The organism is Kitasatospora sp. NPDC087861, from assembly GCF_044742585.1.
Taxonomy (GTDB): domain Bacteria; phylum Actinomycetota; class Actinomycetes; order Streptomycetales; family Streptomycetaceae; genus Kitasatospora.
On the sequence record NZ_JBIUUS010000050.1, the window covers coordinates 14,766 to 32,523 of the forward strand.

The window sequence follows — 17,758 nt, forward strand, 5'->3', positions numbered from 1 at the left end:
CGCTCCGGGAGGAGCCCGTGATCGCCACCGCGAGCACGGGGGCCCGAGCGCACGTGGGCCCGAAGACCCGAACGAAGGAGTCCCGGAGCATGGCCGAGTCCGCCACCCGCTACCTCTACCTGACCCGCCACGGCGAGGCCGCCCCCGACGGCAGCGGGCTCACGGCCGACGGGCGCCGGCAGGCCGTCCTGCTCGGACGGCGGCTGGCGGACCGCCCGATCTCGGCGGTGCACCACGGGCCGCTGCCCCGGGCCGCGCAGAGCGCGCGGCTGATCGCCGAGCAACTGACCGCCGGGCGGGCAGCCAGTGGGCAGCTGGACCGCGTGAGCCCGACGGTCCGCGAGGAGGCCGGCGACTACCTCCCGTACGTCCCGTCGCGGCCTGAACTGCCCGCCGACAGCGCCGACTTCCTGCTGGACTTCCTCGCGCAGCCCACGGCGGAGGAACGCACCCGCGGTCCGGAGCTGGCGCGTCGGGCCGTCCGGCGGTTCACCGGGCCGGTGCCGGGCGGCGCGGACCGACACGAACTGGTCGTCACGCACGCCTTCCTGATCGGCTGGCTGGTCCGGCACACGCTGGACGCCCCGCCCTGGCGCTGGCTCGGCCTGAACTCCGGCAACGCGGCACTGACCGTCATCCGCTACGCGCCCGGTCGGCCGTCGGCCGTGCTGCTCCACAACGACATGCGCCACCTGCCCGACGAACTGCGCTGGACCGGCTTCTCGCCCGAGCTGCGGTGCTGAGGCCGACGCTGGCGCTAACGTCCCGTCGACAGGAATATGCAGACCGGTCTATTGTTTTCCGCATGGGAGTCAAGGGTGAGGAGACCCGGGCCCGGCTGATCGCCGGCACCCGGACGCTGATCGAGGCACAGGGCTACTTCGGGACCGGCCTCAACCAGATCGTGGCCGAGGCCGGCGCACCGCGCGGCTCGCTCTACTTCCACTTCCCCGAGGGCAAGGACCAGTTGGTCGCCGCCTCCCTCACCCAGGCCGGCCAGGAGGTCGGGGACCTGCTCGCCTCGCTGGCCGCCGAGGGCGCTGACAGCGGAGCACTCACCGAGCGGCTCACCGAGGTGTTCGCCGAGCGGCTGGCGCGGTCCGACTACACCAAGGGCTGCCCGATCGCGACCGTCGCCCTGGAGGTGGCCGGCACCAACGAGCCGCTGCGCGCCGTCTGCGCGGAAGTGTACGAGAGCTGGCAGCGCGTGCTGGCCGGCCGGCTGGAGACCGAGGGCTTCCGGCCGGCCGAGGCCGCGACGGCCGCCGGACAGGCGCTCGCCCTGATGGAGGGCGCGGTCCTGCTCGCGTCGGTCCGGCGCAGCCGCGAGCCGCTGGACCACGCCCAGCACGCCGTCCGCCACCTGCTGGGCACGCAGCCGGCCGCCGCCCGCACCGCGTAGGCCGTCGCACCGCGTAGGCCGTCGCACCGCGCGGGCCGTCGCACCGCGTAGGCCGTCGCACCGCGCGGGCCCTGACGAGGTGGGGCCGCCACCGTCCGGTGCGCGGCTCAGCCCTCTCCCCGCACTCCCAGGGGCGTCCTCGCGCCCACAAAATATACAGACCGGTCTACAGATTCAGGAGCGCCGCATGCCGCCCCTCGCGCCACCGCCCAGCACCCTCGTCCTCGGCGCCACCGGCTTCCTCGGCCGCTGGCTCGTCCTCGAACTCCTCACCCGCGGCGAGCCCGTGGCCGCCGCCGTCCGCGGCACCGACCTCCGCCACTGGCTGCGCGCCCACGGGGCCGACGACACCGCGCTCACCACCGTCGCCGCCGACCTCACCCGCCCCGGCCTCGGCCTCTCCCCCGAGGACGACGCCCGGCTCGCCGAGGTCCGCGACGTCCACAACCTCGCCGCCCGCTACCGGTTCGGCCTCACCCCCGCCCAGGCCGAACCCGCCAACGTCCACGGCGCCCTGCACGCCCTGCGGTGGTCCGCCACCCGGCCCCGGCTGCGCCGCCTGGTGCACCTCTCCGGCTACCGCGTCGGCCGCGACCCGCAGCCGCAGTACCCGCTCGACCCCCGCGCCACCACAGCCCTCTACGCGCGCCTCGGCGCGTACGAGGCGTCCAAGCAGCTCGGCGACGCCGCCGTCCGCGTCACCGCACCCCGCCTCGGGGTCCCGCTCACCACCGTCAACCCCAGCAGCGTGATCGGCCACTCGCGGACCGGCGAGGCCGGCCAGTACCTCGGCCTCGCCCAGCTCGTCCGCCAACTCCACCGCGGCCGCCTCCCCCTGCTGCCGGGCACCCGCCGCACCTTCCTGCCCGTCGTTACCGTCGACCACCTGGCCCGGTTCCTCGCCGCCGTCCCCGAGCACGACCGGGCACCCGTCCAGGCTCACAGCGTTCTGGACCCGGCCACCCCGGTCCTCCCCGACCTGATCGCCCTGATCGCCGCCCACCTCGGCGTTCGCCCGCCCCGCGGCCTGATCCCCGTCGGCCTGGTCCGTCGGCTCCCCCGCGCCCTCACCGGCGCCGACCCGGAGACCCTCACGTTCCTCTCCGAGGACCGTTACGACACCGCCTCCGCCGACCGCCTCGCCACCGCCGCCGGTCTCACCCACCCGCCCCTCATCCCGGCCCTCCGGCACTGGGCCGCCCAGCTGGTCGCCGAGGACTTCGGTGCCCCGCCCCGGTGAGCCCCCGCACAGGACGTCGAGCAGGCCGACTTCCTGTGTGCCCCCGGGCGGTGAGGAGCCGCCCGGCGGACGGGGAGGCCGCCGCCCCCGGCCGCCGGGCCCGCTCCGAACTGACGCCAGGTCAGTCCGTCCGGGCGGCCGACACGGTCCGGAGAAAGTCCCCGAGGATCCCGTTGAAGACCTCCGGCCGTTCCATGTTGGGGTAGTGCCCGGTGCCCTCGACCGTCGTCGCCCGACCGTCGGCGACGATGCCCACCAGCCGTTCGGCCGCGCCGATGTGATCCGCCGAGTCGAGGCCGCCGTTGATGGCCAGCACCGGGACCGTGATCGTCGCCGCCCGCTCCCAGGTGTCGGTGACGGGCACCTGGTGATCGGGTTCGTCGGGGGCGTGCTTGGTGATGGTCCGCCGGGTCATCTCCCGCAGCCTGTGCACGACGTCCGGGTCGACCTCGTCGAGCGTGCGGTTCGGGCCGGTCGAGAGCCGGGTGAACGCCGCGATCCAGCCCTCGATGTCGCCCGCGGCCAGCGCACGCATCTCCTCGTCCCGGATCTCGCCGATCCACGGGTCCTGGAACACCGGCTCGCTGGTGCCGACCCCGCTGATGACCAACGCGCGGACCAGGTCCGGGTGTTCGAGCGCGGTGTCGACGGCGACGGCACCACCCATCGACAGCCCGACGACGAGCGCGGGGCCGGTGTCGAGGTGGCGCAGCAGGGCGGCGAGGTCGTCGGTGTGCCGAAACGGCCCGGTCGCGTTGGAGGACCCGCCGTGGCCCCGGGCGTCCGGCGCGATCACCCGGTAGTCCCGGGCGAGGACGGCGATCTGGTCGTCCCACATGCGGTGGTCCAGGAGGCCACCGTGCAGCAGGACCAGCGGCTGCCCGGACCCGGCGTCACGGTGGACCAGGCGGCCGCGACCGTCGTCGAATTCGAATGAACAGACGTCAGAGGTGTCAGTCATGACAACCAAGTTGCCATCCTCTTCGGGAATTGGCAACCAAGGTGTCATGATGGGCGGGTGACCGATACTGACGCCCCGCTCCCGCCCGACGTCCTCGCCCGCCGGCTGATGGAGGTGTTCGACCTGGTCGGCCCGCTCTACCGGCGCGTGCTCCGCAAGGTGGAGCTGGCGGCGCCCATCGAGGGGCTGTCCGTCGGTGTGCGCGCCGTACTGCTCCTGCTCGTGGAGCACGGGCCGATGACCGTCCCGCAGATGGGCCGCGCCCAGGCGCTGAGCCGACAGTTCGTCCAGCGCATGGTCAACGACGCGGCGGCCCTGGAGCTGGTCGAGATCACCCCGAACCCCGCCCACCAGCGGTCCTCGCTGATCCGGCTGACCGACCACGGCCGGGCCGCCGTCACCGCGGCGACCGACCGCGAGCACGATCTGCTCCGCCAGGTCGGCGGCGACCTGACCGACGCCGACCTGACCGCCTGCGTGCACGTCCTCACGCAGATGCTCGAACTCTTCGACCACGTCGACGTGAACTGACCCGAGCGCGCCGGGTATTCGCTGGCTCCACCCGCCCCGGCTCAACGATGATCAGCGTATGCATCCCATGCGGCACGGCTACACCAACCACACCACGGGCGACGGCAGTGTCGTGGTGAAGCGCTACCACGGCCCGGGCCGGGAGGCCCGGCTGGCGCGCGAGCGGCAACTGCTGGCGCACCTTCAGGGCGTGCTGCCGGTGCCGCCGGTGCTCGCCGCGCAGGGGGATGAACTCACCCTCGGGCACCTACCCGGGGTACCCGCCCAGGACTTGCTGGACGCCGGGCACGGGCCCCAGGTGCTCGCCACCTGCGGACGGGTCCTGCGCCGACTGCAGGAGCTCGACCCGGGCGTGCTCGCCAACGGACCGGCCACGTCCGGTGCGGTGCTGGTGCACGGCGACTTCGGCCCCAACAACCTCCTGCTCGACCCGGTCACCTTCGAGATCACGGCCGTCCTGGACTGGGAGTTCGCCCACCTCGGCGACCCGGTGGAGGACCTCGCCTGGTGCGAGTGGATCGTACGCATGCACCACCCCGACCACCTGGACGCCCTCGACCACCTGTTCCGCGCCTACGACCGACCGGTCCCGCCCTGGCCGGAGCGCCGCCGCTCCATGCTCGCCACATGCGCTTGGCTGGAGGATTTCTGCCGCCGCCGGGATCCGAGCGGCCCGGGCGTGCGGCAGTGGGAGGAGCGGGCCCGGACCACCGCCGGGTGGTCGGACGACCGGTAGTCGACGCCCTGCGCCCCGCTTGTCGGCGCGGGCCGCCACGGGAGTGGCGCAGGACCGTGATCACCGGCCGGTCCACCACCGACAACCACTCGATCTGCTCGACCTGCTCCGCCGATCAGCACGGAGCGCGCTCGAAGACCAGGCCCGTCCAGCGGACGTCGGCGCGGCCGTGGAGGTCGGCGCGCTCGGTGCGGTGGAGCAGGTGCAGGCTCCGGACGGCGGCGAGCGCGACGGTCTCCTCGGGCCGGATGTCGAACATCCGGCGGCCCGGCGGGACGGGGCCGTGGCGCAGTGTCAGGGCGAGGCGGCCGCCCGGAGCGAGCAGTCGGCCGATGGCGTCCATCGCCAACGGCCGTTCGGCGGGGGCGAGATGCATCCAGACCGCCGTCACCAGGACGAGGTCGAAGCGTTCGGCCCCGGCGCTCAGCTGTGGCAGCCCGGGCAGTGCGTCGGCAGCCCACCGGACGCCGGAGCCGGCGTGCAACCGCTCGCCGACGGCACGGAGTTCGGCGGTCGGCTCGGCGGCCACGACCGGGTGGCCGAGGGCGGCGAGGGCGGCCGCGTCCCGCCCGGTGCCGGCGCCCACGTCGAGGACGGCGGCGGGCGGCCCGGGGTAGCAGTGCAGCAGGTCCCCGTGGACCTCGGCGAACGTCACGCTCTCGTACTGGACGGCGAGCTCCTCCGCCGCCTCACGGTAACCGGCCGTGCTCGAAAGCCCGTTCAACCCGTCCGCCCCTTCCACCCCGCGCAACCCTTCCACCCCGCGCAACCCTTCCATGCTCCGCAGCCCCTCCATGCCCCGCAGCCCTTCCACCCCGCGCAGCCCCTCCGCCCCCGCGTTCACTCCGCCTCCCGGACGACCACCGCGTCACCGGCCGCGGCCGCATCGCCGAAGAAGTCGCGCAGCTCCCGCAGGTCGGCGACCACCCGCGCCGCCCAGGACTCGGACCACGGCGTCGGGTACCCGAGGTGCGCGACCGTACGGGCCAGCACGGTGTCCTGCTGGCGCACGAGTTCACCGAGCGCCGAGTCGCGCAGGAAGGTGAAGGCGGCCGCGACCTGCTCGGGGCGCAGCACCAGCGGGCCGGTCTGCGCGGCGTCGGGCTCGCGGCGCTCGCCGCCGTACACGGGCAGCCGCGCGGCCGGGTCGGGGTGCAGGCCGTTCTCGGTGAGCGCGAGTTCCATCAGCCGGGCGGTGCTCCGCACGCCGAGCAGGAGGCCGGCGGCGGCCAGCTGGTCGTACCGGACGTCCTGCCGGTCGGGCACGAGCTCGCCGAGTTCCTTCGGCGAGCAGGTGTCGACGGCCGGGCCGGGCAGGCGGCACCAGAAATGATCCACACTCACCCGGACAGCGTAACGAACGGCGACTCACGCCTCACCGGGGTGCCAGGCGGGCCACTCCCAGGGGCGGTCGGCCCAATGGACGCGGATCGGATCGCGCGGGTCGAGGTCGGGAAAGAGCTGGTGGATCCGGGGCTCGAACTCCTCGGGGGCGAGCGGCTCCCAGCCGTGACCCTCGAAGTGGACCAGGCGGTAGCGGCTGTCGGTCCGGAAGTCGGCCACCTCGACCAGGGGCTTGGACGTGCTGTTGGTCTCCATGCCCCCAAGCATGTGGCGCGGTGGCAATCGGCGCCCGTCCAGAACCCTCTTCCGGGTCATGTCCCGGAGTCGGCGCGCTCGTTGAGCACAGGTAAAGGTACGGCGGGGGTTCGGCGGGGGTTCGGCGCTGGAAGGACGGGAACATGACTGGGCAGCCCACCGGAGGACGATGGCAGTGGCCGCAGGACGCGTGGCAGCCGCCCCCGGTACCGGCCGGTCACCCGCCGGCCCCTGCTCCGGCGCCGGCACCGGTCCGACGGCGGTCCCGGAAGGTGTGGGCCGCCGCAGCCGTCGGGACGGTCGCCGCACTCGCCGCGGTCCTGGCGACGTACGGGCCGGGGACGGGTGACGAGCTGGACGTGGTGACGCTGCCGCACACCTCGCCCTCCGCCTCCGACTCGCCCGCCGACCCGGCGGGACGGCCCGCGTTCTCCCCGCCGGCCACCACTCCCGCGCCGTCCCCGCTGCCGCCCCCCACTCCGGAGGGCGCCGGACCGGCCCCGGCCGCACCGGCCACCGCGCCGGGCGAGGACGAGTCGGCCGACGCGCAGCACGCGGCGACCCCGCGCGCGAAGCCCGGCCGCACCCCGCACCCCACCCCGTCGACCCGGGGCACCCCCGCCCCGGCCACGCCCGGCGCCGCCCCAGCTGCCCAGGCGCCCGGCGCGAGCCTCGGCCCGGGCGGCATCTGCGACCAGGCCGAACGCATCGGCCGCTGGCCCGCGGGCTCGGAGCAGGCCCGACTCTGCCGCAGCATCTACGGCTGAGACGGCCGCCCCGGCCGCCGCTCCGCCACCCCGGACCGACGAGGCGGCGGAGCGGCGGGACGGCGGCCGAAACAGCGGGCCGGCCCTACCCGGCCGCCTCCAGGAGCCCCTTGTCCAGCCGCGGCGCCAGCACCCGGGCCAGGGTGTCGGTGATGTGGCCGGTGTCGCGGTACAGCACCACGCCCTCCAGCACCGCCGGGCAGTCCGGACCGCTGCCCGGGCACAGCAGCGGGCCGAGGTCGAGGGTGCGGACGCCGTAGCGCGCGGCGAGGCCGCCGTCGAGCATCGGGTCCGGTTCGAAGGCGGTGTCGCGCGGGAAGAAGCAGGCGTCCGAGCGGCCGTCGGAGGCGGCGAGGCAGGTCGGGATGTCCTTGCCGGGCATCGGGGTGTCGCCGAGGTAGGCGAGCGGGGCCCCGAGCGCGGCGAGGCGGTCGAGGGTGCGGGTCCAGCCCTGGACGCGTTCCTCCTGGCTGCCGTAGCGGTTGAGCCCGGCCATCAGGACGAGGCGCGGTCTGGGGCCGGAGGTGAGCCGGGTCAGGGAGTTCTCGCGCCAGCGGTCGCACTCCTCGAAGGTGCGGCCGAGGACGTTGTTGCGCACGGTCAAGGTGGCGAGCGGGCAGCCGGGCTTGACCAGGACCTCCAGGGCCCAGTGCCGTTGCCCGGCCATCGCGAGTGCGGCCGATATCCACTGGCCGGCGTGCGAGTCGCCGATCAGCACGATCCGGTCGGGGCTGTCCTCGGCGCCGAACAGGCAGCGCGGGCTGCTGTCGGCGTTGAGCGCGATCTCGCAGCCCTTGCCGGGCGGGAAGTCCTCCCGGGCGCGGGCCAGCGAGGGGGTCAGGCCGAGCACCCGGGCGCCGGGGGCGAGCAGGGCGGGGCCGGACGGGGCCCCGGCCGGGGCGGCGACGGGTGCGTCGGCGGTGCCGCCGAGGGCCCGGACGGTGCCGCCGCCGAGGGTGAGGGCCGCGATCAGCGGAATGACGAGGGCGCTGGCGCCGACCGCGAGGCCCCGGCGCGGCGCCGGGCTGCTGCCGTACCGCAGCGGCTGCTCGACGAGCCGCATGGTGAGCCAGGCGGGCAGCGCGCTGGCGGCGGCGAGCGCGGCCAGGGTGGTCCAGGGCAGGGCGCCGTACCGGGCCTGGGCGATGGTCAGCACCGGCCAGTGCCAGAGGTACCAGGCGTACGAGAGGCGCCCGGCGGCCCGCAGCGGGCGGGTGGCGAGGAGGCGTCCGACGTCGGTGGCGCCGAGCGCGCGGTGGGCGGGCCCGGCGAGCAGGACGGCGGCGGTGCCGAGGACGGGCAGCAGCGCGGCGGTGCCGGGGAAGGGGGTGTCGCGGTCGTAGGACAGGACCGATCCGAGGACGGCCGCGGCGCCGCCCCAGCCGAGCACCCGCAGCGTCCAGGCCGTCCCGCGCCCCCGCTCGCGGCCGCCCGGTGCGCGGCCGGCCAGGGCACGGTTGGCCAGCTCGCGGCCGGCCAGGGCACGGTTGGTCAGCGGGCCGCCGAGCAGCGCCGCGCACGCGCCGGCCGCGAACTCCCAGAGCCGGCTGGCGGTGGAGAAGTAGGCGAGCGGCGCCGAGGTCGCCGTCCACCGGACGCACAGCAGGAGCGAGACCGCGCCGATGGCCGTGGTGGCGATCGTGATCGCGATGGTGCGGCGGCGGCCGTGCAGGTAGCGGGCGAGGCCGAGCAGCAGGACGCCCCAGAGCAGGTAGAACTGGTTCTCCACACCGAGCGACCAGAAGTGCTGGAGCGGACTCGGGTCGCGTCCGGCGGCCAGGTAGTCGGTCTGCTGGCCGACGAAGCGCCAGTTCGCGAACTGCCCGGCGGCGGCGATCAGGTCGCGGGCGAGGTCGGTGCCGCGCAGCGGGTCGAGCAGCGCGCCGCCGGCGGCCGCGGTGGCGACCAGGACGGTGGCGGCGGCGGGCAGGATGCGGCGGGCCCGGCGGGCGGCGAAGTCCCACAGGCCGATCGGTCGGCCGAGCAGCAGGCCGGTGATGAGGAAGCCGGAGATGACGAAGAAGACGTCGACGCCGACGTAGCCGCCGGCGAGGCCGGGAACGGCGGCGTGGTAGGCGAGGACGGCGAGGACGGCGACGCCGCGCAGTCCTTCGATGTCGGGACGGAAGGCGGAGCGACGGCCGGCCTGCGACGGCGCGACGGCGTCCGCGGCGGGGCGCCGCTCGGGCGCGGCCGGCCGGTCCACCCGGACGACACCGGGCAGCAGTTCGGACGGAGCGGAGGAGTCGACGGAGGCAGAGGCGGAGACGGAGACGGAGGCAGCGGCGACAGAAGAGGCGGCGGATGAGGACGGCGACGACGGTGGTGGTACGGCCGTTGACACGGCGGTGCTCCTTGCAGGGGCTGGCGGCGGTGGTCGGGGCCGCCGGGCCGATGGGGCGGCCGGGCGGCGGAGTCCGCGCCGGTGGGGCGACGCGCAAGGAAACAGGGGAGGATCCAGCTGAGTTGACTGTCAGTCACCTCAGCAGCGGAGAATCGGGGTTCAGAAGATCAGCGGATCGGCCCAGCCGGACGCCAGCAGACCGCAGAGCAGCAGCACCGCGGTGACGGCGACGGCCTCCGCGTGGCCGAAGCCCAGGTCGGACCGGCGTCGTACGGGCGGGGCGACCTCGCCCACGGCGGCTCCGTTGCCGCCGCGCAGGAGCGGCCAGAGCGACCGGACCAGCGGGATCATGGTGTACGCGGTGAGCGCGAGCAGCGCGGTGAGCGCCCAGTACGGCTGCCAGCCGTACAGCGCGACGGCGCGGACGAGTCCGGCGACGCCTGCGAGGACGACGAACCCCAGCCAGCCGACCCCGATCCGGGCGACCGTCCGGGCGAGCGAACTGCCGCCCGACACGGCGCCGGTGGGCACCCAGTCGGCACTGCGGCGGCGCAGCGCGTGCGCGATCGCGACCACGTGGCAGAGCCCGCCGAGGAGTTGGACCCGGGTGACCTCGAAGCGCCAGCGGGTGCGCGACATCGCGGGCAGCAGGACGAGCGAGACCCAGATCGGCGGCAGGAACGGCAGCACCTGCCAGGGCTCGATCTCGCCGGGGGCGAAGAACAGCATGATCAGGGCGGGCAGCGGGACGGCGAAGACGTTCACCGCACTGGTGACGTAGCCGAGGATGCCGTTCCAGAAGCAGAGCCGGGCGGAGCGGGACAGGGTCCGCCGGTCAGGCCTTTCCGATCCGCGGCGGAAGTCCGGGTCACGGACGAGCGCCAGGGAGCCGAGGCACCAGCGGTACTGCTGGCTGATGAAGGCGGGCAGGCCGGTGGGCGACATACCCTTGGCGACCAGGGCGGGCACGTACCGGGTGGTCCACCCGGCGCGGGCGAGCGAGAGGCCGGTGTAGAGGTCCTCGCTGTGGTCGATCTCGGCGAAGCCGCCGACGCGCATGAGTGCGGCGCGGCGGTAGAGGGCGTTGGTGCCGCAGCAGACGGTGCCGTCCTGCGCGTCCCGGGAGGGCTGGATCCAGCGGTAGAAGATCTCCTGGGTGGCTCCCGCGGCGCGTTCGAGCCAGGACATGTCGGCGTCCGTGTCGAAGCACTGCGGGCTCTGCACGATGCCGACCTCGGGGTTGTCGAGGTAGGGCACCAGGTGGTGCAGGAAGTCGGGGCGGGGGCAGAAGTCGGCGTCGAGGACGGCGATGACCTCGCCGCTGCCCTCGGCCAGGCCGTGGTTGAGGTTGCCGGCCTTCTTGAACCGGCCGCGGTCGGGGCGGGCGCGGTACCGGAAGCCGTAGGACTCGGCGAGTTCGCGCACCTCGGGGCGGGCGGCGTCGTCGAGGACCAGGACGGTCAGCTCGCCGGGCCACCGGACGGCGGCCGTGTGGCGGTAGGCGTTCTCCAGGACGGCCAGCGGTTCGCCGGCGGTCGGCAGCAGCAGGTCGACGCTCGGGTGGCGGGCGGGCCGCCAGGCCCGCATCAGCAGGTCGTGCGAGTCGCGGGTGAAGCGGCGGGCGCGCTGGCCGTCGGCGAGCGAGAGCAGCCAGGTGGCCGCGTTGAGCACGGTGAGCACGAGGAAGGGCCAGAGCAGCGGCCGGCTGAGGGCGAACAGGCCGAGGGTGGCGGTGGCTCCCGCGTAGGAGAGGGTGGCACAGAGCAGCACCCAGCGGCGCTGCGGGCCGAAGTACCAGTAGAGCTCCTCGTCGTCGGGCGGGCTGGGGAGGCGGAGGACCGGGTCCTCGGGTATCCGGCGCGAACCGGTGTCGGGTGCGGGCATGGCGGTGCCATGGAGTACGGGCATGCGGAAATGGCCCCCCTGGGCATGGGACGGAACGTGGCCGTTCGCCCTCAGCCTCTCACATTGGCCTAGACCAATCATGAACGAGGTATGACATCTCCGCATCGGCCCTGGTCAGTGACTTGACGTGGCATCACGTACCGACCGACCGTCCAGCGATCACGGATCCGATCCCGAGCACCGCCCGCCCGCAGCCCGCTGATCATGCCTCCTTCAGCACCTTCGTCAGCTTCTCGAACCGCAGGTCGGGGCGCAGCGGGACGCCGAAGCGCTCGTCGCCGTACGGGAACGGGGTGTAGACCCCGGTCCGGCGGAAGCCGCGCCGCTCGTACCAGGCGATCAGGTCGGACCGCTGCTCGATGACGGTCATCTCCAGCTCGTCGACGCCCCACTCCCGGCCGGCCACCCGCTCGGCCTCGGCGAGCACCACCCGGCCGAGCCCGCCGCCCTGCAGGCCGGGGCGCACCGAGAACATGCCGAAGTAGGCGCGGTCCCCGCGGTGCTCAAGCTGGCAGCAGGCGACCAGCTCGCCGTCTCGCTCGGCCACCAGCAGGACCCCGTCGGAGCGGCCGATGACCTCGGCGACGCCCTCGGCGTCGGTGCGCTGCCCCTCCAGCAGGTCCGCCTCGGTGGTCCAGCCGGCCCGGCTGGCGTCGCCGCGGTAGGCGGACTCGACCAGCTCGACCAGGGCCGGTACGTCGGCGAGGGTGGCGGGGCGGAAGACGGGTTCCCCGGCGGGCCGGGCGGGGCTGGGGATGGTCTCGGACATGGCGGGTCCCTCTCTGCGTGCACGGGCGCCGCCCGCCGCTCGATGCCTGCGGCGTGGCGCGGGCCGTCCCTGCTGACCGGCCTGCGGGCATCGTGCCACAGCGCGCGGACCGGCCCCGAGGCGCGGGACCTGCGGATACGGGCCCCGGCTCCGTCTTCGCACCCCCGCCCGCGCGGCGACGCCGGGGCGCGCGACGGCGGCCGTCCACCCGTGACGGAGGTTCAGGAAGTGGTCGGGGACACCTGGCGACGCTGGCGGGTACATGGCTACTCTGCTCCCCGGCCGGACCAACCCCCGGCCGTCCCAGGCCCCTTGGGCCCACCAGCACGGACCAGAGGAGTGTTCATGCCCCGCACTTCCCGCTCCGCCGGCACCACCGGAACCACGACCCGCCGCCGACTGCCCGCCGTGGCCGCGCTCGCCGCCGCCGCCCTGGTAGCCGGCGCCACCGCCCCGGCCTACGCGGCCGAACCCGCACCCGTCGCCCCCGTCGTCGAGGGCCGGGCGGCCTTCCACCCCGACCGCGACTTCGCCGGCTCCACCGTCGCGGCACACGAGGGGCGGTCGGGCACCGCGCCCCTCGCCGCCCTCGCCGCCACCCAGACCCCCGGCCTGGACGTCTCCAGCTACCAGGGCAACGTCAACTGGTCGGGCGCGGCCGCCAACGGCGCGCGCTTCGCCTACGTCAAGGCCACCGAGGGCACCGGCTACGTCAACCCGTACTTCGCCCAGCAGTACAACGGCTCCTACAACGCCGGACTGATCCGCGGCGCCTACCACTTCGCCCTGCCGAACAGCTCCTCCGGCGCCACCCAGGCCAACTACCTCGTCGACCACGGCGGCGGCTGGTCCGCCGACGGCAGGACCCTGCCACCCGCCCTCGACATCGAGTACAACCCCTACGGCGCCACCTGCTACGGCCTCAGCCAGAGCGCCATGGTCAGCTGGATCCGCTCCTTCAGCGACACCGTCCACGCCCGCACCGGCCGCTACCCGACCATCTACACCACCGTCAACTGGTGGTCCCAGTGCACCGGCGACAACGGCGGCTTCGGCGCCACCAACCCGCTCTGGCTAGCCCGTTACGGCTCCACCGTCGGCACCCTCCCGAACGGCTGGGGCTACCAGACCATCTGGCAGTACTCCGACTCCGGCACCTTCCCCGGCGACCAGGACCTGTTCAACGGCGCCGCCGACCGCCTGCGCGCACTCGCCCTCGGCTGACGGCCCACGGGTCGGTGCGGGGCCGCCGCAGCGTGCCCCGCACCGACCGACCCCGCGCGGAGTCAAGGGCGCCGACCCCGGTCCGGGGGCCGGGGTCGGCGCGTGCCGTGCGGCTGCGCTCAGCCGTCGATGCGGTGCTGGCTCCAGAAGGAGGTCAGGTCGACGGTGGTGGCGGCCTGCGCGGCGGCCTTGAACTCAGCGGTGGTGGAGACGCCGTACCAGTGGGACTGCGCGTAGTCCCGTAGCAGCTTGGCCATGGCGGTGTCGCCGAGCAGGCGGCGCAGGTCGTGCAGGGCGCACTTGCCGTAGCCGTACACCACCGTGGAGTAGCGCGAGGAGTTGGCGTCCCAGTACGTCATCGAGTTGGTGATCCGCTCGGCGGACGAGGCCCAGGACACGCTGTTCCAGCAGCCGGAGCCGGTCTTGCCGAGGGCGAGGTCGGTGGCGTAGTCGGTGAAGGCCTCGTCCAGCCAGGGGCCGTTGTACTCGTCGTCGCCCACGATGCCGTAGAACCACTGGTGGCCGATCTCGTGGGTGAGCGCCGTGGTGCTGACCAGGTCGAGGACGAAGCCGGGGTACTCCATGCCGCCGAACCAGAAGTTGTTGTCGATCACCGCGTCCAACTCCCCGTACGGGTAGGCCCCGAAGCGCTGGGCGTGCGCGTCGACGGCCGAGACGGCGGTGGAGAGCATCGACTGGGCGTCGGCGGCGCTGATCCCCGCCACCGAGTAGACGTTGACCTTCACCCCGGCCGGCGAGGTGCCGGATATCCGCGTGAACGGCCCGGCGCCCCAGGCGAAGTCGCGCACCTTGCTCGCGGTCGCCCTGGTGACGGTCCGTCCGGCACTGCCGGGGGTGTCCACCGAGGTGCCGGTGGCCGGCACCAGCAGGCTCGACGGGTGGTCCAGCGTGACGGTGAAGTCCGAGGCCAGCGAGTAGAAGGACTCACCGTTGTTGGTGTACGGGTCGAGGTGCCAGCCGGCCGCGTCCCGGACCGCCAGCACCGGCAGGGCGTTGCCGATGAAGGCGAACGCCCCGTCGCGGCCGAACCGGTCAGCGCCGCTCGGCACGGTGATGCCGAGGTCGAAGCCGACCGTACCGCTCTGCCCCTGGGCGAGCGGCGCCGGCAGCGCGATCCGCAGCGCGGTGCAGTTCACCGAGAGCGCGGACGGCGTCCCGCCCGTCACCTTGGTCACGGTGATCGGGGTGCTGGGGCAACTGCCGTGGTAGTTGTCCCACAGCCGCAGGTACACCTCGTTCAGCGGGGCGGCCGAGGCGTTGGTGAAGGTCACGCTCTCGTGGCCGGTCCAACTGCCGCCGGAGGCGTCACTGCTGAGGTCGACGGTGTAGGCGGGTGCGGCCGGGGTCCGGGTGGGATCGCCGGGCTGCGGCGGGGTGGTGCCGCCGGAGACGTCCAGGGTGACGTCGTCCAGGACGAACCTGGTCTGCAGGCTGGAGTCCTCCGCCCCGGTGAAGGAGAGCGTCACGGTCTGCCCCGCGAAGGCGGAGACGTCGACGGTCTTGTGCACGTAACCGGCCTGGGCGTCCAGGTTCGAGTACGTGGCCACCGTGGTGGAGCCGAGTCCGACGGCCAGTTTGTCGTAGGCGGTGCTGGTGCTGGTCTCCGCCGTGTCGACGTGCAACCAGAAGCCCAGCGAGGCGGCGCCGCACCCGGCGGGGAGGGTGACGGACTGGGAGAGCGTCTCGGTGTGCGTGGAGCCGTAGCCGTCGAGCCAGGCGAAGGAGGCGCCGGAGTGCGCACTCTGACCGCCACCGCCGGTGATCGCGCCGCTCGGCGCGGTCCAGGGCGAAGTGCCGGACTCGAAGCCGCCGTTGGCCACGACCTGGGCCGCCGTGCAGTCCGCGGCGCTCGCCACATTGGGGGTGGCGAGGGCCGCGGCGCCGGCCGTGACGAACAGTGCCGCGCCGGCCAGCGCGTGCAGGAGTCTTTTCATCGAAACCTCTCGGACGATCGAACCGGGAGCAGCAGCGTGACAGCAAAGCCCCCTCTTTGAAAGGGCCATGACAGATGCTCCGCCACCGATCGAACCCCCCAGCCCGGCACCACGCGCTCCCGCGCACCACCGGGCCACCGGAGAGGAAAGAGAGGAAGGGAGGATCGGGCGACCCGAACCGCCGCCCCGCCTGCGAGGGCGGCCCCGCGCGGCGAGCCGACGCCAGGGGCCGGTGCCGGTCAGCGCGGGTCGGTGAGCTCCGGCGCGAAGACCGTGTTCAGGGGCTCGGGGCCGATGTACTGCTGGCAGTTGCAGGGGCGCGGCTCGTACTGGAGCGGGCGGCGCTCGGCATCCCATGCGGTGGGGGCCTCGACCACCTCGTGGCAGCGGCCCTGCCTGTCGTGCTTGGCCAGGTGGTGGGTGCAGCCGCAGACCGGCTCCGGCGGGCGCTGGGCCGCCTCCACGGACAGCCGGCGGCGCTCGGCCGCGTCGAGCAGCTCGATCCTGCGCTCGTGCCGGACCTTCAGCGCCCGACGGGCATTGTTGGCGACCCAACCGCCGCCGTACAGGGCTGCGGGCAGCATCCACCATGCGATGTCGACCATCGACCGTTCCCCCGGTTCCCCCGTTGTGGCCTCGGCCAGATGATACGCCCGGCCTCGGCAGGCGGGGTCTCGGGTCAGCGGATGACCGGCAGCACCGCCCCGGTGCCGCGACCCGCCGCCGCCTCGATGAAGGCCACCGGATCGGCCACCTCGACCAGCAGGGCACGGGTCGCCCGCAGGGCGCCGTCGGCCGGAGGCGGGCCACCGACCGCCGCGATCAGGTCGAGCAGGTGGACGGTCGCCTCCATCAGCGCCACCTCGCCGAGCGCGCCGACCGTCACGCTGCCGAGCAGCGGGTGGGCCACCGTGGTGGCGGGCGGCAGGTCGGCGATGCCGGCCAGGGCGGCCGGGCCCTCGACCCCGAACCGAGCGATCAGCTCGGCGGGTTCGGCTGCCGAGGCCGCCAGTTTCGCCGCCTCGGCGACCTGCCCGGCGGCGGTGTGCGCGATGCCGTCCGGCCGGTTGTAGGCCCGCAGGATACCGGCCCCGCTGGTCACCTCGGCCGGGCCGTCCACCACGGCCTCGCGCAACCCGGCGAACATCGCCGGCACCGGTGCCACGTGCGCGTACAGCTCCCGGACGCTCCAGCCGGGCAGTCGGGTGGCGAGGTCCCACGACGCGGCATCCAGGGTCGCGCCGCGCTCCGCCCAGGAGGCCCAGGCCTCGGCCAACAGGGCTGGCACGGAGTCGTTCTGACTGATCATCGGTCCTCCTCGGAACGGCGGCTCATCGGGCTGCCACGCTACCCGCCGGTGGTCGAGGACCGGCGGCCACCCCCGCCCGACGTCCCCGAGCGCCCACCCAAGCCCGCTTACGTACGTTTACGCTGGAATCGTCCCTTGTATCCTGGTGGTGTATCCGCCTGACCGCTCAGACGCGGCCCGACGGTGTCGGCACCGAAGCGGAGGAGTCCGGACGTGGCTGAGCAGGACGGCCCGGCGAAGCGGGGACGCCTGAGTCGCCCGCTGGTGCTCGACGCCGCCGTGGCGCTGGTGGACCGCGAGGGCCTGGCCGCGCTGACCATGCGGCGGCTGGCGGCCGAACTCGGCGTGGAGTCGATGGCCCTCTACCGCTACACCCCCGGCAAGGAAGCCCTGCTCGACGGCCTGATCGAGGCCTTCTTCACCGAGATCAACGCACGGCTGCGCACCACCGCCGACACCCCCGCGAAAGGATCCGGCGACCGGCCGGACGAGCCCGCCTGGCGCACCGAACTGCGCCGGATCGCCCGGGCGTTCGCCGCCGTGGCGCACTCCCACCCGGAGATCCTTCCGCTGGTCGCGACCCGGCCGCTCAGCGTGCCGGTGGCGCGCCGGCCCCCGTCGATGCTCGTACTCACCGAGCACCTCCTCGCGGTGCTCGGACGGGCCGGCTTCGACGACGCCACCGCGCTGACCGTCTACCGCGCCTTCGTCGCGTGGAACCTCGGCTGCCTCCTGGTGGACAAGCGCCAGGTGGTCGACAACCTGGCGGAACCGGACCCGGTCCTGCGTTTGGGCCTGCACCGGCTGTCCGCCGCCGACTACCCCCGGCTGCGCGCGCTGGTCCCCCGGTTCGCCGACTTCGACCCCGAGGCCGAGCTGCTGACCGGCCTGGACAGCCTGCTGGACCTGGTGCCCGAGGCGCCCCTTGACGCCTTCTACGGCGACGGCGCATCCTGAGGATACGAGGTACACGTCGGACGTATCCGCTCATCAGCACGGCGCCGCCACCCACGTCA

18 protein-coding genes are annotated in these 17,758 nt (G+C 74.2%); 8 read left to right on the forward strand and 10 right to left on the reverse strand.

Annotated features, from left to right (window positions below; translation table 11 throughout):
- Positions 1-89: 89 nt before the first annotated feature.
- From ACIOJE_RS37300 to ACIOJE_RS37310, 3 genes are all read left to right on the forward strand, one after another.
- The gene (locus ACIOJE_RS37300) at positions 90-743 is read left to right on the forward strand and encodes a histidine phosphatase family protein (protein WP_400782691.1); all 654 of its coding nucleotides are present in this window, start codon (positions 90-92) and stop codon (positions 741-743) included.
- A 62-nt stretch (positions 744-805) separates the two neighbouring features.
- Complete coding sequence (locus ACIOJE_RS37305) at positions 806-1,402, forward strand: TetR/AcrR family transcriptional regulator (RefSeq protein WP_400782693.1); 597 nt, start codon at positions 806-808, stop codon at positions 1,400-1,402.
- Positions 1,403-1,589: 187 nt separating this feature from the next.
- Entirely contained in the window at positions 1,590-2,642 is a 1,053-nt protein-coding gene (locus ACIOJE_RS37310) for an SDR family oxidoreductase (protein WP_400782695.1), read from the forward strand.
- Between the two features lie 121 nt (positions 2,643-2,763).
- On the opposite strand, the gene ACIOJE_RS37315 is transcribed toward ACIOJE_RS37310, so the two are convergent.
- Positions 2,764-3,603, reverse strand: coding sequence for an alpha/beta fold hydrolase (locus ACIOJE_RS37315; RefSeq protein WP_400782698.1), 840 nt, complete (start codon positions 3,601-3,603; stop codon positions 2,764-2,766).
- 57 nt (positions 3,604-3,660) lie between these two features.
- Here ACIOJE_RS37315 and ACIOJE_RS37320 point away from each other — a divergent pair, with 57 nt between their 5' ends.
- Together ACIOJE_RS37320 and ACIOJE_RS37325 are read left to right on the forward strand one after the other, a co-directional pair.
- A complete protein-coding gene (locus ACIOJE_RS37320; RefSeq protein ID WP_280683393.1) occupies positions 3,661-4,134 on the forward strand; it encodes a MarR family winged helix-turn-helix transcriptional regulator in 474 nt (157 codons plus the stop codon).
- Between the two features lie 58 nt (positions 4,135-4,192).
- Entirely contained in the window at positions 4,193-4,870 is a 678-nt protein-coding gene (locus tag ACIOJE_RS37325; protein ID WP_400782701.1) for a phosphotransferase family protein, read from the forward strand.
- Between the two features lie 115 nt (positions 4,871-4,985).
- Here the strand turns inward: ACIOJE_RS37325 and ACIOJE_RS37330 are convergent, their stop codons facing one another.
- Genes ACIOJE_RS37330 through ACIOJE_RS37340 form a run of 3 tightly spaced genes read right to left on the reverse strand, consistent with a single transcriptional unit; the run spans position 4,986 to position 6,469 of the window.
- Positions 4,986-5,714, reverse strand: coding sequence for a class I SAM-dependent methyltransferase (locus tag ACIOJE_RS37330; RefSeq protein WP_400782703.1), 729 nt, complete (start codon positions 5,712-5,714; stop codon positions 4,986-4,988).
- A complete protein-coding gene (locus tag ACIOJE_RS37335; RefSeq protein ID WP_280683388.1) occupies positions 5,711-6,214 on the reverse strand; it encodes a hypothetical protein in 504 nt (167 codons plus the stop codon). Before ACIOJE_RS37335 ends, ACIOJE_RS37330 begins: the two co-directional genes overlap by 4 nt.
- A 24-nt stretch (positions 6,215-6,238) precedes the next feature.
- Positions 6,239-6,469: a hypothetical protein gene (locus tag ACIOJE_RS37340; protein ID WP_280683386.1), complete on the reverse strand. Its 231-nt coding sequence runs from the start codon at positions 6,467-6,469 to the stop codon at positions 6,239-6,241.
- A 272-nt stretch (positions 6,470-6,741) separates the two neighbouring features.
- Here ACIOJE_RS37340 and ACIOJE_RS37345 point away from each other — a divergent pair, with 272 nt between their 5' ends.
- Complete coding sequence (locus ACIOJE_RS37345) at positions 6,742-7,236, forward strand: hypothetical protein (protein ID WP_280683384.1); 495 nt, start codon at positions 6,742-6,744, stop codon at positions 7,234-7,236.
- An 85-nt stretch (positions 7,237-7,321) separates the two neighbouring features.
- On the opposite strand, the gene ACIOJE_RS37350 is transcribed toward ACIOJE_RS37345, so the two are convergent.
- The 3 genes from ACIOJE_RS37350 to ACIOJE_RS37360 all read right to left on the reverse strand — a co-directional run bounded on the left by ACIOJE_RS37350 (position 7,322) and on the right by ACIOJE_RS37360 (position 12,254).
- Positions 7,322-9,580, reverse strand: coding sequence for an acyltransferase family protein (locus tag ACIOJE_RS37350; RefSeq protein WP_400782705.1), 2,259 nt, complete (start codon positions 9,578-9,580; stop codon positions 7,322-7,324).
- Positions 9,581-9,739: 159 nt separating this feature from the next.
- Positions 9,740-11,488 (reverse strand): glycosyltransferase family 2 protein, encoded by a 1,749-nt coding sequence (locus ACIOJE_RS37355; protein ID WP_400782707.1) that lies wholly within the window; start codon positions 11,486-11,488, stop codon positions 9,740-9,742.
- 199 nt (positions 11,489-11,687) lie between these two features.
- Positions 11,688-12,254 carry a GNAT family N-acetyltransferase gene (locus ACIOJE_RS37360; protein WP_400782709.1) on the reverse strand — a complete coding sequence of 189 codons (567 nt, stop codon included), beginning with the start codon at positions 12,252-12,254 and terminating at the stop codon, positions 11,688-11,690.
- A gap of 345 nt (positions 12,255-12,599) precedes the next feature.
- Between ACIOJE_RS37360 and ACIOJE_RS37365 the strand changes: the two genes are divergently transcribed.
- Positions 12,600-13,478, forward strand: a complete 879-nt coding sequence (locus ACIOJE_RS37365) for a lysozyme (RefSeq protein ID WP_400782711.1) — start codon at positions 12,600-12,602, stop codon at positions 13,476-13,478.
- A 119-nt stretch (positions 13,479-13,597) separates the two neighbouring features.
- Here ACIOJE_RS37365 and ACIOJE_RS37370 read toward each other — a convergent pair whose 3' ends face one another.
- The 3 genes from ACIOJE_RS37370 to ACIOJE_RS37380 form a co-directional block, all read right to left on the reverse strand.
- Complete coding sequence (locus ACIOJE_RS37370; RefSeq protein WP_400782713.1) at positions 13,598-15,433, reverse strand: M1 family aminopeptidase; 1,836 nt, start codon at positions 15,431-15,433, stop codon at positions 13,598-13,600.
- A gap of 239 nt (positions 15,434-15,672) precedes the next feature.
- Positions 15,673-16,038, reverse strand: a complete 366-nt coding sequence (locus ACIOJE_RS37375) for a hypothetical protein (RefSeq protein WP_280683374.1) — start codon at positions 16,036-16,038, stop codon at positions 15,673-15,675.
- Between the two features lie 74 nt (positions 16,039-16,112).
- Positions 16,113-16,742, reverse strand: a complete 630-nt coding sequence (locus ACIOJE_RS37380) for a maleylpyruvate isomerase N-terminal domain-containing protein (protein WP_400782716.1) — start codon at positions 16,740-16,742, stop codon at positions 16,113-16,115.
- 213 nt (positions 16,743-16,955) lie between these two features.
- Between ACIOJE_RS37380 and ACIOJE_RS37385 the strand changes: the two genes are divergently transcribed.
- A complete protein-coding gene (locus ACIOJE_RS37385) occupies positions 16,956-17,699 on the forward strand; it encodes a TetR/AcrR family transcriptional regulator (RefSeq protein WP_280683370.1) in 744 nt (247 codons plus the stop codon).
- Positions 17,700-17,758: the final 59 nt, after the last annotated feature.

Excerpts from the sequence above, each read along its gene's own strand:
- ACIOJE_RS37300 (WP_400782691.1), top strand. The coding sequence starts at position 90 with ATGGCCGAGTCCGCCACCCGCTACCTCTACCTGACCCGCCACGGCGAG.
- ACIOJE_RS37305 (WP_400782693.1), top strand. The coding sequence starts at position 806 with ATGGGAGTCAAGGGTGAGGAGACCCGGGCCCGGCTGATCGCCGGCACC.
- ACIOJE_RS37310 (WP_400782695.1), top strand. The coding sequence starts at position 1,590 with ATGCCGCCCCTCGCGCCACCGCCCAGCACCCTCGTCCTCGGCGCCACC.
- ACIOJE_RS37315 (WP_400782698.1), bottom strand. The coding sequence starts at position 3,603 with ATGACTGACACCTCTGACGTCTGTTCATTCGAATTCGACGACGGTCGC.
- ACIOJE_RS37325 (WP_400782701.1), top strand. The coding sequence starts at position 4,193 with ATGCATCCCATGCGGCACGGCTACACCAACCACACCACGGGCGACGGC.
- ACIOJE_RS37340 (WP_280683386.1), bottom strand. The coding sequence starts at position 6,469 with ATGGAGACCAACAGCACGTCCAAGCCCCTGGTCGAGGTGGCCGACTTC.
- ACIOJE_RS37355 (WP_400782707.1), bottom strand. The coding sequence starts at position 11,488 with ATGCCCGTACTCCATGGCACCGCCATGCCCGCACCCGACACCGGTTCG.
- ACIOJE_RS37360 (WP_400782709.1), bottom strand. The coding sequence starts at position 12,254 with ATGTCCGAGACCATCCCCAGCCCCGCCCGGCCCGCCGGGGAACCCGTC.
- ACIOJE_RS37365 (WP_400782711.1), top strand. The coding sequence starts at position 12,600 with ATGCCCCGCACTTCCCGCTCCGCCGGCACCACCGGAACCACGACCCGC.
- ACIOJE_RS37370 (WP_400782713.1), bottom strand. The coding sequence starts at position 15,433 with ATGAAAAGACTCCTGCACGCGCTGGCCGGCGCGGCACTGTTCGTCACG.
- ACIOJE_RS37375 (WP_280683374.1), bottom strand. The coding sequence starts at position 16,038 with ATGGTCGACATCGCATGGTGGATGCTGCCCGCAGCCCTGTACGGCGGC.
- ACIOJE_RS37380 (WP_400782716.1), bottom strand. The coding sequence starts at position 16,742 with ATGATCAGTCAGAACGACTCCGTGCCAGCCCTGTTGGCCGAGGCCTGG.